Here is a 15287-nt window from a genome sequence, read left to right as displayed (position 1 = left end):
ACGTCAAACAATACAGAATTCAGGCGATACCGAACGTGTTTTTACGCAATTAGCAGTCTATCGGATTCAACGCTCCGCCCGATGAAGCTAATAGGGTATTTAGGATTGATGCCAAAAAGGCATACCCAGTGTTGGCGTGGACGGCGATGCAGTTTGGCGCTCTGCCACAGCCCCCGCCAAAGCGGCACGTCGACCGGCATCGACGGCATGTCTAAATGCGCTCGCCATCATCACCGGATTCCCCGCTTGAGCAATTGCGGTGTTCAATAAAATACCGTCGTAGCCTAGCTCCAATGCTTGCACTGCATGAGACGGCTTACCTATGCCCGCATCCACAATTAGAGGAATGTCAGGAATACGCTCGCGAATGGTTTGCAAATTATAAGGGTTCATCAAACCCCGGCCCGTGCCAATGGGTGAACCCCAAGGCATTAAAACTTGGCAACCAACATCGCGAAGTCGCTGACAAACCACTAAATCATCGGTGCAGTAGGGAAAGACTTTAAAGCCGAGCTTAACTAACTGGGCCGCTGCATCGATGGTCGCAATCGGGTCAGGCTGAAGATTGTAATCATCACCGACCACTTCTAACTTTAGCCAATCTGTTTCAAATAATTCCCGCGACATTTGCGCGAGCGTCACCGCTTCCTTAACGCTGTGGCAGCCAGCGGTATTTGGCAGCATTGTTTTATTTAATTTTTTTAATTGCCGCCAAAAATTATCACCACCGCCTTGCTCCGGCGATTGCCGCCGCAACGACACCGTAACAATGTCCGCGCCCGATTCATGTATGGCGTCACTCATTACCGCCGGCGATGGGTAGAGCGCACTACCTATTAGCAGACGACTGTGAAATGTCTCGCCGTAGAGTATCCATGTATCTTTTATTGGGCTACTCATAATTAAACATCCGATTTATCCGCATAGACTTTAACCACCTTGCACTGGTGCCAACACATCTACTTTGTCGCCATTTTTGAGACGGCAGCTGTCGTATTTCGAGCGCGGGACAAAATCTTCATTCACCGCGACGGCTACTTTTCCTGACTCAAATCCCCACTGGCTCAGCAGCTCCGACAAAGACTGCGAAGAAGAACAATCTTTACTTTCATTATTTACACTTACCGTAATCATATGTCCTTCGTTCTTCTCAATAACCGTTTTCTGTAAGCATCGCCAAGGCCGATTCAAGCACGTGCGGGCTAAGCAAATAGCCATGTCGATAAAGCCCATTCACAATAAGCAAACCGTCGAAGCATTTTATTTCTGGTAAATTATCTGGCATCGCCGGACGACAGTGGGCATAGGCGTGCTCTAGTGTCGCCTCGGCAAAACCACTGTGGACACTATAGAGAGCCGACATTAATTCAAGACTTGAACGCACCGTCACCGGCTTCATCGACTCGCTTTCAATCTCTGTTGCCCCGATCACATAACGGTTACCTGCACGGGGAGAAATATACAATTTGTAGCGCGGGTGCATCAGCCGCACCGGGCGCTGCAATGTCACCTCTGGCGCATGTACCCACAAAACTTCGCCACGAACCCCGCGCAGTGTTGGCAGTTGCGCTTTGGCGCCCACGCCGCGACTATCAATAACCAAGTCGAATACATAATCTTGGGCATTTGCCCTTATCCTTCCGGCGTTTGCACTTTGTACCTCGGCGTACTCGTGCCACACACCATCGAGAGAAGAAATGGCGGTTTCTAAACCTTCTAGCAGCGCCTCATTATCCAGGTAGCCTTCTTCTACTAAAAGCAAACCACCTTGGTAGCGACTCGCTATTTCTGGTTCTAATTCAGATAAGCGACGTTTATCAATACGCTCAATATACTGTGCGTAATCCGGCACCTTGTTGCGCAAGGTTTGCTCAAAGTGATTTAAGCTAGATTTATCCAACTCATGGGCAATCACCAAACTGCCATTAGCGGCGAAATCTACCTGCTGCCCAGTCACGTTAGCTAAGGCGGCTAATTCCTGGGGCCACCACGTCAATGCCATTCGCCCCCAATCAAAGACGCACGCCTCTGCGCTAACTACTTCGCTATAGGGTGCTAACATAGCGGCGGCGACCTTCGCTGCACTGAGTTCACCGGCACGACTACCGCGATCAAATAAGCTGACGTGATGGCCTTGTCGTAACAACCTCCACGCAAGTAATCGCCCAAGTAAGCCCGCACCGGCAATTCCTATGGTTCTTCGCTGACTATTTCTAGCACCCGTCATAAGAACTCAGACCTTCCGGTAGATCTTGCTACCCTGCTCCCTAAACTCCGCTGATTTTTTCTGCATTTCCGTTTCCAGCTCTTCAGCTTCCAACTTAGCAGCATAGTCGCGAACGTCTTGAGTGATCTTCATGGAGCAAAATTTCGGGCCACACATTGAGCAAAAATGCGCGACCTTAGCAGACTCTTTCGGCAGAGTTTCGTCGTGATAGGCGCGAGCGGTATCTGGGTCAAGCCCAAGATTAAATTGATCCTCCCAGCGGAACTCAAACCGCGCTTTACTTAAAGCGTTATCACGCAATTGCGAGCCCGGATGCCCTTTGGCTAGATCAGCAGCATGCGCCGCAATTTTGTAAGTAATAATGCCGGTTTTAACATCGTCTTTATTAGGCAAACCCAAATGCTCTTTCGGCGTCACATAGCACAACATGGCACAGCCATACCAACCAATCTGAGCAGCGCCAATGCCAGAGGTAATATGGTCGTAGCCAGGCGCAATATCTGTAGTCAGTGGCCCAAGTGTATAAAACGGAGCCTCGTCGCAGTGTTTGAGTTGCTCGGTCATATTCTCTTGAATCATATGCATAGGTACATGACCGGGGCCTTCAATCATCACCTGCACATCGTGTTGCCAAGCGCGCTTTGTTAACTCACCCAACGTTCTCAATTCACCGAATTGTGCTTCATCATTGGCGTCCGCCACCGAACCGGGACGCAGACCATCCCCGAGTGAAAATGAGGCATCGTAAGCTTTCATAATTTCGCAAATATCATCGAAATGAGTGTAGAGAAAATTTTCCTTGTGATGAGACAAGCACCACTTAGCCATGATAGAGCCGCCGCGAGAAACAATGCCCGTCACTCGTTTTGCTGTCAGCGGCACATAGCGGAGAAGCACACCGGCATGGATGGTGAAGTAATCTACGCCCTGCTCCGCTTGTTCGATTAAGGTGTCACGGAAAATCTCCCACGTTAGATCTTCGGCAACGCCATCCACTTTCTCGAGTGCCTGATAAATGGGTACGGTGCCCACTGGCACAGGGGAGTTGCGCACAATCCACTCGCGGGTTTCGTGGATATTTTTTCCTGTGGATAAATCCATCATAGTATCCGCCCCCCAGCGAATACCCCATGTAAGCTTGGCGACCTCTTCTTCTATTGACGACCCTAGCGCTGAGTTACCGATATTGCCATTTACCTTAACCAAAAAATTACGGCCGATAATCATTGGTTCAAGTTCGGGGTGATTTATATTTGCAGGAATAATGGCGCGACCGCGCGCGACTTCGTCACGCACAAACTCCGGTGTAATCTGTTTCGGGATACTAGCACCAAATGAATTTCCGGGATGTTGGAAACCCAATTCACCGAACTGCTCACCTGCCTCGCGCGCTGCCGCGAAGGCCATATTTTCACGGATCGCAATATATTCCATTTCCGGCGTAATAATACCTTGCCGTGCATAATGCATTTGGCTGACATTTTTACCGGCAATTGCACGGCGTGGTTTGCGTTTTAAATTAAAACGCAATTGCTGCAGGCTTAGGTCGGCAGCCCGCTGACGGCTATACTCAGAACTGTCACCGGCAAGTAGCTGGGTATCTGCGCGATCTAAAATCCACCCCTCGCGAATTGCGTCAAGGCCGCGACGAATATCAATATTTGCCTTAGGATCAGTGTACGCACCGGAAGTGTCATATACGCGTACTGGAGGATTAGGTTCAAGACGGGTTGCGCCATCACCAGCCTGAACCGGCGTTGGTGTTAGTTTAATCTCACGCATTGGCACTTGAATATCAGCGCGACTGCCCTGCACATAAATCTTCGACGAGCCAGGTAAAGGTTCGACCGACGCAGCGTCAACTCGAGCGGTATCACGTAGTAGTGGGTAGTCCGATAAACTCATAATCATTCCCCTTCGACGCAAAAACGTAGGACGCATTCGCGATGTTTTAACAACAGATTCGAAGAATAAGACCAGGGAAGAAAATTAAGATCGGTGCGTAGATTAACGCAGAATCAACACAAGACAGGAGGCCCTATATTGAAGAGATCTTGTTTCCTACGCTGGCATTATCCAGATCAGGTAATACGGGATTCGAAAACGATCTCAGCCACATTGCGCAAAAAATCTACGCGGGCACCCCGACAAGAGTTAAGAAGTGTAGACTTTAGAAAAACGAATCACAAGCCATTATAAGTATTGATTAGACTAAAATTTTAAAACACCAGTGACTACAAGGTCACAATCACTGCGCCAGTAACCGCAAGCGCTTTGGCTCGCGCCTCTTCAATATCGGCACCACGCGCCAAGCCAACGCCCATACGACGTTTGCCACTTACCTCGGGCTTACCAAATAACCGCAGCTGAGTGTCCGGCGCCTCAAGGGCAAATCCAAGATTGCCAAACGAAACGCGTTTGGACTCCCCTTCCACCAAGATAACCGCAGATGCCGACGGACCATTCTGCTGAATATTAGGAATAGGTAGGCCAAGAATAGCGCGGGCATGCAATGCAAACTCAGAGAGATCTTGGGAAATCAGGGTCACCAAACCTGTGTCGTGCGGCCGTGGCGAGACCTCACTGAAAATCACGTCGTCGCCTTTTATGAATAGCTCCACACCAAATAAACCCCAGCCGCCTAGGGCCGATGTCACTTGTTTAGCAATATCTTTTGAACGTTGCAGCGCTTTGTCAGACATCGGCTGTGGCTGCCAAGATTCCTGATAGTCACCGTCTTTTTGCAAGTGACCGATAGGTGCGCAGTAACTTGTATCCGTGTCTTCCTGAGAACCGCGATGACGGATAGTGAGCAAAGTAATCTCGTATTCGAAATCCACAAAGCCTTCAACAATAACGCGGCCCGCGCCAGCGCGACCACCTTCCTGAGCGTAGCTCCATGCGGCATCAACGTCAGCCAAACGTTTAACTAAACTCTGACCTTTGCCCGAAGAACTCATGATCGGCTTCACCACACAGGGCAGGCCAATCTCGGCAATCGCCGCATCAAATTCTTCTTTGCTGTCTGCAAATCGATACGCCGAGGTGGGCAATTCAAGCTTCTCTGCTACAAGACGACGAATACCTTCTCGGTTCATGGTCAGCTGCGCAGCGCGTGCGGTGGGCACTACGTTGAAGCCCTCGCGCTCTAATTCAATAAGCGTATCGGTGGCAATCGCTTCGATTTCTGGAACGATATAATCCGGTTTCTCCAGTTCAATCACACGACGCAATTCAGCGCCGTCCAGCATCGAAAAGGTATAGCTGCGATCAGCCACTTGCATGGCCGGTGCGTTTTCATAGCGATCGCAGGCAATCACTTCAACACCCAGACGCTGCAGCTCGATCGCCACTTCTTTACCGAGCTCTCCCGCACCACAAAGTAAAACTTTGCATGCACTTTCACTGAATGGGGTGCCTAGAGTTACCATGACTTTCCTCTCAAATTTTCATTTTCTGAACGATTATTTCAACACGATTAACTGAGCACAAAACACAGTTGCAGGACCAAAAATGCGTATACGCCAGCCAACACATCGTCGATCATTATGCCAAAGCCACCATGCACTTTTGCATCTAAGACGCGAATCGGCCAGGGTTTCCAAATATCGAATAAACGAAATAAGGCAAAACCCGAGGCCACCCAATAAATATTAACCGGCACTAAAAATAGCGCGATCCACAAACCGACAAATTCATCCCAAACGATACCGCCGTGGTCATGTACACCCAAGGCCTTTGCTGTTTCACCGCAAAAATAAACTCCCGCAACAAAGGCGAGTATTAAGGCAAAAATATAATTAGCAGGCGACAGGTATTGCAGAAAAAACCAAAACGGTAGCGCCGCCAAAGAACCGAAGGTGCCAGGTGCCTTACTCGCCAAGCCACTACCAAAACCCACCGACAGTAAATGCACTGGATTCTTTAATAATGAAACTGGAATTTTTGTCGCCATAATTTATAGAACCCAGTTTTTAAAAATGTTGGTAGCCACCGGCAGGTGAATACGCCTTATTTTGCGCATCGACACAGCGCAATCCTACGCCAGTTTCAATATAGCCAACTTCAGTTAACGCTAAATTTAATTCCGCACCGAGAATCTCGATATCAGCACGTCGAGACGCTGGCACAGTAAAACAGAGCTCATAATCATCGCCACCACTCAGCGCGGCCGCAATCGCACCACCATGATCAACAAGCGCATCGGACAAAGGCAAGTCTTGAATCCGCAGCACGCCAGCAACACTGCTGGCCGTTAAAATATGCGCCAAATCCGCTGCTAAGCCGTCAGAAATATCTATTGCAGCGGTGGCTAGACTACGCAGTTGCTGCCCCAGCTTTAAACGCGGCACAGGGGCATGATAACGCTCTAAAAGATATTTTTGGTTTGGCGATAATACTGAACTATCACTATCTAAATATGCCAAGGCCGCGTTGGCGTCACCCAGACTACCAGACACATAGATCACGTCACCAACTTGTGCACCACCGCGCAATAAGGCTTGGCCAGCGGGTGCGCTACCCATCACCTGCAGGCTCAAACACAGCGGACCGCGGGTGGTATCACCGCCAACTAACACAATACCAAACTCGGCCGCAGCTCTTGCCAGCGCCGAAGAAAAACCGCTCAACCACGCCTCATCTACCGACGGCAAGGTTAAGGCCAGTGTAAACGCTATAGGCGATGCGCCACTTGCAGCGAGGTCACTAACACAGACAGCGAGCGCACGGTAAGCGAGCAAGGCGGGGGAATAGCCCAGCGGGAAGTGAACTGATTCAACTAAGGTATCCACCGACAGTAATAACTCCTCGCCAGCGGGAATAGATAGCACTGCGCAGTCATCACCAATACCACAGCGAATAGACGCCGCACTAGGGCCGGAAACGCGTCCGGCACCATTGCGAAAATAACGTTGGATTATGTCGAATTCTGATGCAGACATGGCGAGAACCGCAGATTATTCTGCGGCATCCGGAGCCTTGGGTTTGACCGCTTTGCCCTTTTCTGCGGCGACTTCCACTGCGCGGCATTCAACCGCAACGCGATCAAGAACGCCGTTTAAATAACGATAGCCATCAGTGGCACCAAAACGCTTACCAAGATTAATCGTTTCGTTGATCGCGACCTTATAGGGCACATCAATACGACGCAGTAACTCGTATGATCCCATACGCAACAGGCACAGTTCGATCGGATCTAGATCTGTCAATTTGCGATCCAGATGTTTTTCAAACAAACCGTGTAAAGCAGTTAGCTGTGCGGGAATATTGTGCACTAGGTCGTGAAAAAACTCTTTATCAACATGGGTCATATCGTAGTCAGTTTGAAACTGTGCTTCGATTTCGTTTAATGCCTGGCCAGCCATATGCCATTGATACAATGCCTGCATAGCATAATGACGCGCTTTACGCCGATCTGCTGCAAGCTGATTACGGGATGGATTCTCTAGACGATTAGCCACAAACTATTCTCATGCTCAGTGGATACAACCACACTTAAAAAACCGTACTAGCGCGTTAAGGCTGTACGAAACAATACCGAGCTTGCGCTCAGTTCTTACTACAAAAATTACAACTGTTTGAGAAGGCTGACCATCTCAATAGCAGACATTGCCGCCTCTTCGCCTTTATTACCCGCCTTAGTACCCGCGCGCTCAACAGCCTGCTCAATGCTATCAACCGTCAACACACCAAAGGCAACCGGCACACTATATTGCATGGTAACTTGGGCTAGACCTTTAACGCACTCACCAGCAACGTATTCAAAATGAGGAGTGCCACCTCGAATCACTGCGCCAAGGGCGATAATGGCGTCGTAGTTTTTACTGTCTGCCACTTTCTGACAAACCAGCGGTATTTCAAACGCACCGGGTGCGCGAACGATAGTAATATCATCCTCGGCAACGCCGTGACGACGCAGTGTATCTAATGCGCCTTCCAACAAACTTTCAACGACAAAGCTATTCCAACGACCTACAACAATCGCAAATTTTCCGGCTACCGCAACAAAGTTACCTTCGATAGTTTTCATACTTTATATCCTTTCCAATTTATAGCGACGGCTACATGTTCATTCAGCAATTAGCTGGCGGCAAAATCATCAGGGCTGACAAATTCCACCACTTCCAAATCAAAACCGGAGATTGCATTGTATTTAACCGGCGCCCCCATCAAGCGAATCTTACCCACACCAACATCGCGCAGGATTTGCGAACCAAGCCCAATATTAAAATAGGTGGTTTGATACTGCACGCTATCGCCCTGAAGTGGTGACTTTGTGCCCTGCGCAATCCCAAGGTCTGCCAGAATCGAATCTGGTGTTTCTCTGTTCGCCACAAGCACAACTACCCCGCCGTGCTTTGCCACAGTTTGCAAACTGCGGTGCATATTCCAGCCGGTTGTTGAACCAGGTGGTTGAGTTTGCAGTAAATCCCGCACTGACGACCCTAAATGCACCCGCGCCAAGGTCGGCACGTCAGAACTAATATCACCTTTCTGAACCGCGAAATGTATATCACCGGCAACGGAGTCTTTGTAGGCGTGCAAAAGAAAATCACCAAAGTCAGTTGAAATCGTTCCAGTGCTGATTTTTTCAATAGTCTGCTCATTCAAAACTTGGTAATGAATCAGATCCGCAATGGTGCCCATTTTCAAATCGTGTTCGGCAGCGAAAATTTCCAGATCCGCACGACGGGACATCGTGCCGTCTTCATTCATAATTTCACAGATAACACCCGTCGCTTCAAAACCGGCTAAGCGCGCTAAATCACAGGCAGCTTCCGTATGACCGGCGCGACTAAGCACACCACCCGGCTCCGACATCAGCGGAAAGATATGGCCGGGTTGCACAATATCAGCAGCAACAGCATTGCGAGCGGCAGCGGTTCTTACTGTATGCGCGCGATCCGCAGCAGAAATACCCGTCGTCACGCCCTTGGTCGCTTCTATCGACAGGGTGAACTTGGTACCAAAACCAGAAGCATTGCGATCTACCATAAGCGGCAGGGCTAGCTGTTTGCAGCGCTCGCGGGTCATCGGCATACAAATCAAACCACGACCAAACTTAGCCATAAAATTAATATCTTGCGGACGCACGCACTCCGCGGCCATCACCAAGTCGCCCTCGTTCTCGCGATCTTCGTCGTCCATTAATATAACCATCTTACCCAGACGGATATCTTGAATCAGGTCTTCTATTTTGCTCATTGCCATAGTGATGCCTTGTTTTTTAAAACACGCTAAACGCGTTTATTTACGTGCTCTCAAAAATCCATTGTCGGCCAAAGTGGCCATTGAAATCCCACTCTCTGTAGGTTTGTCGGCTTGTAATAAGCGCTCAAGATAACGCGCAACCACATCCACTTCCAAATTAATCTGCGTGCCCACACGATATTGCTGAATAATCGTTTCCGCTGCGGTATGAGGCACAACATTCAACTCAAATACGCTACCATCAATACGATTTACGGTGAGACTAACACCGTCGACGCAAATAGATCCCTTGGTCGCAATATAACGCGCCAAGTTAGCCGGCGCTTCTATGCCAACTCTGATCGACCGCGCATCGTTTGTGTAGGACAGCACTCGCCCAACACCATCAACATGACCACTCACAATATGGCCATCTAAACGACTGCTTGCCAACATCGCTCGCTCTAGGTTCACCACCTGTCCTGGCTTTGCATTAGCAAAGGTACTCAGCGACAGGGTCTCATTTGATACGTCCGCCCAAAAACCGTCACTCAGCACCGCAACAACCGTCAAGCACACCCCGTTGGTGGCAAAGCTATCACCTAGCTTCACCTCAGCCATCGGTAAGCTTGCGCTACTGATGCGCAAACGCATATCGCCACCGCGCATTTCAGTCGCGGCAATACTGCCCAAGGCCTCAATAATACCGGTGAACATTTATAGCTGTCCCGCCGCGTTATCGGATTGACTTGTCGTCGGCACACGACACTGTATTCGCCAATCTTTACCAACCGCCCGAATATCAATTATCTCAATCGCCTGCTGCTCTGCCATCGCCGCCATCGGCCAATCGAGTAATGGACGACCACTACTGCCCATAATGCACGGTGCCATATACACAAACCATTCATCAACCAAACCTGCTCGCAAGGCAGCGCCAGCCAAGACCGCGCCAGCCTCAAGCAACACTTCATTGCAGCCTCGCTCAGCCAAATACTGCATTAGCGCTGGCAATGACACCTTATCACTGCCGTCATCTTCTAGGACGACGACCGTTGCACCCGCGGCAATCAGTGGTGCATGACGCTTACTATTAGCCACTTTCGTTGCGATCACGACTTCGCCGCCCGCCTTAAATAGCGTTGCCGTCGTTGGCGTACGAAGTGCCGAATCGACGATCACCCGTATAGGCTGACGCCATCCATTTGCTAATTTCTGTGCCGACACATCATTAGCGGAAAAATTTTCAGGCCGCACGGTCAGGGCCGCATCATCGTGCAAAATAGTTTCTACGCCGCTCAAAATTGCGCAGCTTTGGGCGCGCAATTTTTGCACATCGGCACGCGCCGCAGGGCCGGTGATCCACTGACTCTCACCCGATGCCATCGCCGTGCGGCCATCAATACTGCTAGCCGACTTCAATCGCAGCCAAGGCAAGCCACCGCGCATACGGCGCATAAAACCCACATTCAATAGGGCCGCTTGCTCCGCCATCAAACCCACATCGACCTGAACACCCGCTTCGCGCAAACGCGTAATACCCCGACCTGCAACTAAGGGATTTGGGTCTTCAATGGCAACAACAACGCGGCGCACCCCGGCATTGAGCAAGGTATCTGCGCAGGGCGGTGTTCTGCCTTGGTGGCTGCAGGGTTCCAAGGTGACATACACTGTACTGGCGCGGGCATCACTTAACTGCGCCAAGGCATTGACCTCGGCATGGCCCTCGCCCGCTCGCTGATGCCAGCCCCGGGCAACAATATGACCATCACGAAAAATCACACAGCCAACGCGAGGATTAGGACTAGTAGAATAACGACCATGCTCCGCTAAGCGAAGCGCCTCAGCCATCATCTGCCGATCCACGTCGCTAAAGCTCATTTCAATTCACTACAGCCTGAACGTGGTTCAGCGGAGAGTCGATCAATTTCAGCACGGAATTCTTCTAGGTCTTGGAAACTGCGATATACCGACGCAAAACGTACATAAGCAACATGATCCAATGCCTTAAGCGCCTCCATCACTTGCTCACCCACGTCGCGACTATCAATTTCACGCTCGCCGGTGGCCTGCAAGCGACGTTTAATACCACTTATTTCAGCTTCGATATGCTCAACACTGACTGGCCGTTTTTCTAGCGCCTTCAATACCCCAGAACGCAGCTTTGCCTCGTCAAAGGGTTCCCGTGAACCATCTGTTTTGATGATTTTAGGCATTAATAACTCGGCGCTTTCGTAGGTTGTATAGCGCTCAGAACACGACAAACACTCGCGACGACGACGAACCTGACCACCGTCGGCGACCAAGCGAGAATCGATTACTTTGGTATCGTCAAAATTACAAAACGGACAACGCATGACTCTGCCTCAAGGGCTGGGGATATTGCTGAAGTCTAGCATATAGCGGGAGACGCTTGATGGGAGACGTTAGACGCAAAGCGTTTGCGGCGCTTATCGCGCCGTGATCTTAGCGTTTCCCATCTCCCGTCCAGCATCAAGCGTAAACAGGATAACGCTTACAAATTTCCAGCACCTTGGCTTTCACTTCATTGATTTTGGCAGTAGCATCGCCTGCCTCTAGCGCTTCTAGTACGTCGCACATCCAGTTCGCCAACTCGATACATTCGGCTTCTTTAAAGCCACGAGTTGTCACCGCAGGCGTACCTACACGCAGACCACTAGTGATGAACGGTGAACGTGGATCGTTAGGAACCGCATTTTTGTTAACGGTAATGTTTGCCGCGCCCAGCGCCGCATCAGCATCTTTACCTGTGTATGACTTACCGATCAGATCAACTAGCATCAAGTGGTTTTCAGTACCGCCAGACACAATGTTTATACCGCGCTCAATGAAGGTCTTGGCCATTGCCTTAGCGTTAGTCACAACCTGCTTTTGGTAAACCACATACTCAGGCGTCATCGCTTCTTTAAAGCTCACAGCCTTCGCCGCTATCACGTGCATTAAAGGACCGCCTTGACCACCGGGGAATACCGCCGAATTTAGTTTTTTCTCAATCTCTTCATTGGCCTTGGCCAGAATCAAACCGCCACGTGGACCACGTAGAGTTTTATGGGTTGTGGTGGTTACCACATCCGCGTATTTCATTGGGTTGGGATAGACACCCGCCGCCACTAAACCGGCAACGTGGGCCATATCAACCATCAGGTAGGCACCAACCATGTCGGCGATTTCGCGAAATCTAGCCCAGTCAACAATACCTGAGTAAGCAGAGAAGCCCGCAACAATCATTTTTGGCTTGTGCTCAAGGGCCAGCGCTTCAACCTGCGCGTAGTCGATCTCGCCGGTTTCGTTGTTCAAACCATACTGAACAGCGTTATAGGTTTTGCCCGAGAAATTGGGTTTAGCGCCGTGGGTTAAATGACCACCAGCATCTAGGCTCATGCCCAGAACAGTCTCACCCGGCAATACTAAGGCTTGATAAACCGCGCCATTCGCCTGCGAACCCGAGTGGGGTTGCACGTTGGCATAATCTGCACCGAACAATTTCTTAGCGCGCTCAATGGCCAGTGTTTCAGCCTTATCGACGTATTCGCAACCACCGTAGTAACGCTTGCCAGGATAACCTTCAGCGTACTTATTGGTCAGAACGGTACCCTGCGCCTGCATCACTGCCGGGCTGGTGTAGTTTTCAGAAGCGATCAGCTCGATATGCTCTTCCTGACGCACCTCTTCTTCCTGAATCGCAGACCAGATTTCATCGTCGAAACCGGCAATTGTCATCTCTTTGCTAAACATTACTACCCCCGAGGCATACACAGGCTTTGAAAAGCCGCGCATTGTACAATAAATGCACGTTATCGGCACCGTTTATACGTCGGTAAAATTGAAAAAGCCCGTATGCGACATTGGGCGTAAATTCGTTCGAAAATCGTCAACTCACGCAATTCAGGTCTAAAAAGTGCACTTTAATATCGGAGCGACGCCCATAAGAACAGGAGCCAACTTGAGCTCAGGCATAACGTCACCTAAAGGCTAGTCCAGAACTTGGCCCAGAGCGCCACCCAGTATCATGACTAATTAGCCGTAGATGCACTCCTCATCGCAAGCCCCGAAAACCATTGCGGAACACCGCCGCTTTCGGTACCTTTTCCGCTATTTCATTGCCACCGAAGCGTCGATGGCAAGGTGTTTTTCAGGAGTCAGCATGGCGCAATTCGTCTTTACCATGAACCGCGTGAGCAAAGTTGTACCGCCCAAGCGCGAAATTCTTCACGATATATCTTTATCCTTCTTCCCCGGCGCAAAAATAGGCGTACTAGGCCTAAACGGTTCCGGTAAATCTACACTACTTAAAATTATGGCCGGCCTCGATACCGAGTTTAATGGCGAAGCGCGGCCCCAGCCCGGCACCAAAATCGGCTACCTTTCACAGGAGCCACCGTTAGACCCAAATAAAGATGTTCGCGGCAACGTCGAAGAAGGTGTCGCGGAGGCTAAGAATGCACTGACCGAACTCGACCAAGTATATGCCGCCTACGCCGAACCGGATGCCGACTTCGATGCACTGGCCAAGCGCCAAGCTCAATTAGAAGACATTATTCAAGCTACCGACGCACACAACCTCGACCATAAACTCGAAGTCGCCGCTGACGCACTGCGCCTGCCACCTTGGGATGCTGACGTCACCACGCTATCTGGCGGTGAGCGCCGCCGTGTTGCGCTTTGCCAATTACTGCTTTCTAACCCCGACATGTTATTGCTTGACGAGCCCACCAACCATTTGGATGCCGAATCGGTACATTGGCTGGAACGCTTTTTATGCGACTTCCCCGGCACAGTGGTGGCGATAACCCATGACCGCTATTTCCTCGATAACGCCGCCGGCTGGATTCTAGAACTGGATCGCGGTCGCGGTATTCCCTACGAGGGAAATTACTCCGACTGGCTTGAAGCCAAAGATGCCCGCCTAGCGCAAGAAGCGAAATCCGATGCCTCGCGCAAAAAGACCATCGCCGCCGAATTGGAGTGGGTGCGCAGCAACGCCAAGGGCCGCCAAAGCAAAAGCAAGGCACGTCTAGCGCGTTTTGAAGAAATGAATTCGCAGGAATTCCAAAGCCGCAGCGAAACTAACGAAATTTATATACCACCAGGACCACGCTTGGGCGACAAAGTCATTGAAGTGAACGGCGTGAGTAAGAGCTACGGCGACCGCTTACTGATCAACAACTTAAGCATGTCGATACCCAAGGGCGCGATCGTCGGTATTATCGGTGGTAACGGCGCGGGTAAATCTACCCTGCTACGCATGATCACCGGCAGAGAAACCCCCGATAGCGGCAGCATTGATATCGGCGAAACCGTAAAGCTAGTGTCAGTTGAACAAATGCGCGACGGCCTCGACGACAAAAAGACCGTTTGGGAAGCGGTTTCAGAAGGCCAAGACATCTTGCGCATTGGTAGCTACGAAGTACCATCCCGTGCCTATATCGGCCGCTTCAACTTTAAAGGTAGCGATCAGCAAAAAAGAGTGGGCGAATTGTCGGGTGGTGAACGCGGCCGCTTACACTTAGCCTGTACGCTTAAAGAAGGCGGCAACGTATTGCTGCTCGATGAACCCTCAAACGATTTAGACGTAGAAACTCTGCGTGCACTGGAAGACGCCCTACTCGACTTCCCCGGCTGCGCCATGGTCATCTCGCATGATCGCTGGTTCCTCGACCGCATTGCGACGCATATTTTAGCCTACGAAGGCGACAGCGATATTGTCTTCTTTGAAGGAAACTACACCGAGTACCACGCAGACTTTGTCGCGAGAAAAGGCAAAAATGCGGGACCAAAGAGGGTGAAGTATAAGAAACTGAAGTGATGCTAAATGCTTGACGGAGGATGGGAGACGCTTTTTTGCGCG

General features: G+C 50.4%; 15 protein-coding genes and 1 riboswitch. Of the genes, 1 reads left to right on the top strand and 14 read right to left on the bottom strand.

The annotated features are described in order from the left end of the window. Positions 1-99: 99 nt before the first annotated feature. From O9X78_RS05390 to glyA, 14 genes are all read right to left on the bottom strand, one after another. On the bottom strand, positions 100-900 hold the full coding sequence (locus tag O9X78_RS05390) for a thiazole synthase (protein ID WP_269618592.1): 801 nt from the start codon (positions 898-900) through the stop codon (positions 100-102). Positions 901-930: 30 nt separating this feature from the next. Next, entirely contained in the window at positions 931-1134 is a 204-nt protein-coding gene (thiS, locus tag O9X78_RS05385; RefSeq protein ID WP_269618591.1) for a sulfur carrier protein ThiS, read from the bottom strand. Positions 1135-1150: 16 nt separating this feature from the next. Next, positions 1151-2227, bottom strand: coding sequence for a glycine oxidase ThiO (thiO, locus tag O9X78_RS05380; RefSeq protein WP_269618590.1), 1077 nt, complete (start codon positions 2225-2227; stop codon positions 1151-1153). A gap of 6 nt (positions 2228-2233) precedes the next feature. Then, positions 2234-4132 carry a phosphomethylpyrimidine synthase ThiC gene (gene thiC, locus O9X78_RS05375; RefSeq protein ID WP_269618589.1) on the bottom strand — a complete coding sequence of 633 codons (1899 nt, stop codon included), beginning with the start codon at positions 4130-4132 and terminating at the stop codon, positions 2234-2236. Between the two features lie 136 nt (positions 4133-4268). Beyond that, positions 4269-4384: riboswitch (TPP riboswitch) on the bottom strand. A 77-nt stretch (positions 4385-4461) separates the two neighbouring features. Beyond that, complete coding sequence (gene purT / locus O9X78_RS05370; RefSeq protein ID WP_269618588.1) at positions 4462-5658, bottom strand: formate-dependent phosphoribosylglycinamide formyltransferase; 1197 nt, start codon at positions 5656-5658, stop codon at positions 4462-4464. A 47-nt stretch (positions 5659-5705) separates the two neighbouring features. Further along, positions 5706-6182, bottom strand: coding sequence for a phosphatidylglycerophosphatase A family protein (locus O9X78_RS05365; protein ID WP_269618587.1), 477 nt, complete (start codon positions 6180-6182; stop codon positions 5706-5708). A 19-nt stretch (positions 6183-6201) separates the two neighbouring features. Continuing rightward, positions 6202-7170: a thiamine-phosphate kinase gene (gene thiL / locus O9X78_RS05360; protein WP_269618586.1), complete on the bottom strand. Its 969-nt coding sequence runs from the start codon at positions 7168-7170 to the stop codon at positions 6202-6204. A gap of 15 nt (positions 7171-7185) precedes the next feature. Next, positions 7186-7689: a transcription antitermination factor NusB gene (nusB, locus tag O9X78_RS05355; protein WP_269618585.1), complete on the bottom strand. Its 504-nt coding sequence runs from the start codon at positions 7687-7689 to the stop codon at positions 7186-7188. 107 nt (positions 7690-7796) lie between these two features. Further along, the gene (gene ribH / locus O9X78_RS05350) at positions 7797-8258 is read right to left on the bottom strand and encodes a 6,7-dimethyl-8-ribityllumazine synthase (RefSeq protein WP_269618584.1); all 462 of its coding nucleotides are present in this window, start codon (positions 8256-8258) and stop codon (positions 7797-7799) included. Positions 8259-8308: 50 nt separating this feature from the next. Next, the gene (ribBA, locus tag O9X78_RS05345) at positions 8309-9439 is read right to left on the bottom strand and encodes a bifunctional 3,4-dihydroxy-2-butanone-4-phosphate synthase/GTP cyclohydrolase II (protein ID WP_269618583.1); all 1131 of its coding nucleotides are present in this window, start codon (positions 9437-9439) and stop codon (positions 8309-8311) included. Between the two features lie 36 nt (positions 9440-9475). Continuing rightward, a complete protein-coding gene (locus tag O9X78_RS05340) occupies positions 9476-10135 on the bottom strand; it encodes a riboflavin synthase (RefSeq protein WP_269618582.1) in 660 nt (219 codons plus the stop codon). After that, a complete protein-coding gene (ribD, locus tag O9X78_RS05335) occupies positions 10136-11299 on the bottom strand; it encodes a bifunctional diaminohydroxyphosphoribosylaminopyrimidine deaminase/5-amino-6-(5-phosphoribosylamino)uracil reductase RibD (RefSeq protein ID WP_269618581.1) in 1164 nt (387 codons plus the stop codon). Beyond that, complete coding sequence (gene nrdR, locus O9X78_RS05330) at positions 11296-11775, bottom strand: transcriptional regulator NrdR (RefSeq protein WP_269618580.1); 480 nt, start codon at positions 11773-11775, stop codon at positions 11296-11298. The genes ribD and nrdR overlap by 4 nt, the downstream gene beginning before the upstream one ends. 136 nt (positions 11776-11911) lie before the next feature. Continuing rightward, positions 11912-13174 (bottom strand): serine hydroxymethyltransferase, encoded by a 1263-nt coding sequence (gene glyA / locus O9X78_RS05325; RefSeq protein WP_269618579.1) that lies wholly within the window; start codon positions 13172-13174, stop codon positions 11912-11914. A 409-nt stretch (positions 13175-13583) separates the two neighbouring features. Between glyA and ettA the strand changes: the two genes are divergently transcribed. Next, the gene (ettA, locus tag O9X78_RS05320; protein ID WP_269618578.1) at positions 13584-15245 is read left to right on the top strand and encodes an energy-dependent translational throttle protein EttA; all 1662 of its coding nucleotides are present in this window, start codon (positions 13584-13586) and stop codon (positions 15243-15245) included. Positions 15246-15287: the final 42 nt, after the last annotated feature.

This window comes from Zhongshania aquatica, from assembly GCF_027257955.1.
In the GTDB taxonomy this organism is placed as follows: domain Bacteria; phylum Pseudomonadota; class Gammaproteobacteria; order Pseudomonadales; family Spongiibacteraceae; genus Spongiibacter; species Spongiibacter aquatica.
Note: the sequence above shows the minus strand (reverse complement) of the source record. Positions and strands in the feature narration are given on the sequence as shown.

What these genes read in the sequence shown, in the direction of transcription:
- nrdR (WP_269618580.1), bottom strand. Translation starts at nt 11,775, where the DNA reads ATGCGTTGTCCGTTTTGTAATTTTGACGATACCAAAGTAATCGATTCT.
- ribH (WP_269618584.1), bottom strand. Translation starts at nt 8,258, where the DNA reads ATGAAAACTATCGAAGGTAACTTTGTTGCGGTAGCCGGAAAATTTGCG.
- purT (WP_269618588.1), bottom strand. Translation starts at nt 5,658, where the DNA reads ATGGTAACTCTAGGCACCCCATTCAGTGAAAGTGCATGCAAAGTTTTA.
- thiS (WP_269618591.1), bottom strand. Translation starts at nt 1,134, where the DNA reads ATGATTACGGTAAGTGTAAATAATGAAAGTAAAGATTGTTCTTCTTCG.
- O9X78_RS05365 (WP_269618587.1), bottom strand. Translation starts at nt 6,182, where the DNA reads ATGGCGACAAAAATTCCAGTTTCATTATTAAAGAATCCAGTGCATTTA.
- ribD (WP_269618581.1), bottom strand. Translation starts at nt 11,299, where the DNA reads ATGAGCTTTAGCGACGTGGATCGGCAGATGATGGCTGAGGCGCTTCGC.
- ettA (WP_269618578.1), top strand. Translation starts at nt 13,584, where the DNA reads ATGGCGCAATTCGTCTTTACCATGAACCGCGTGAGCAAAGTTGTACCG.
- thiC (WP_269618589.1), bottom strand. Translation starts at nt 4,132, where the DNA reads ATGAGTTTATCGGACTACCCACTACTACGTGATACCGCTCGAGTTGAC.
- thiO (WP_269618590.1), bottom strand. Translation starts at nt 2,227, where the DNA reads ATGACGGGTGCTAGAAATAGTCAGCGAAGAACCATAGGAATTGCCGGT.
- O9X78_RS05390 (WP_269618592.1), bottom strand. Translation starts at nt 900, where the DNA reads ATGAGTAGCCCAATAAAAGATACATGGATACTCTACGGCGAGACATTT.
- glyA (WP_269618579.1), bottom strand. Translation starts at nt 13,174, where the DNA reads ATGTTTAGCAAAGAGATGACAATTGCCGGTTTCGACGATGAAATCTGG.
- O9X78_RS05340 (WP_269618582.1), bottom strand. Translation starts at nt 10,135, where the DNA reads ATGTTCACCGGTATTATTGAGGCCTTGGGCAGTATTGCCGCGACTGAA.
- thiL (WP_269618586.1), bottom strand. Translation starts at nt 7,170, where the DNA reads ATGTCTGCATCAGAATTCGACATAATCCAACGTTATTTTCGCAATGGT.
- ribBA (WP_269618583.1), bottom strand. Translation starts at nt 9,439, where the DNA reads ATGGCAATGAGCAAAATAGAAGACCTGATTCAAGATATCCGTCTGGGT.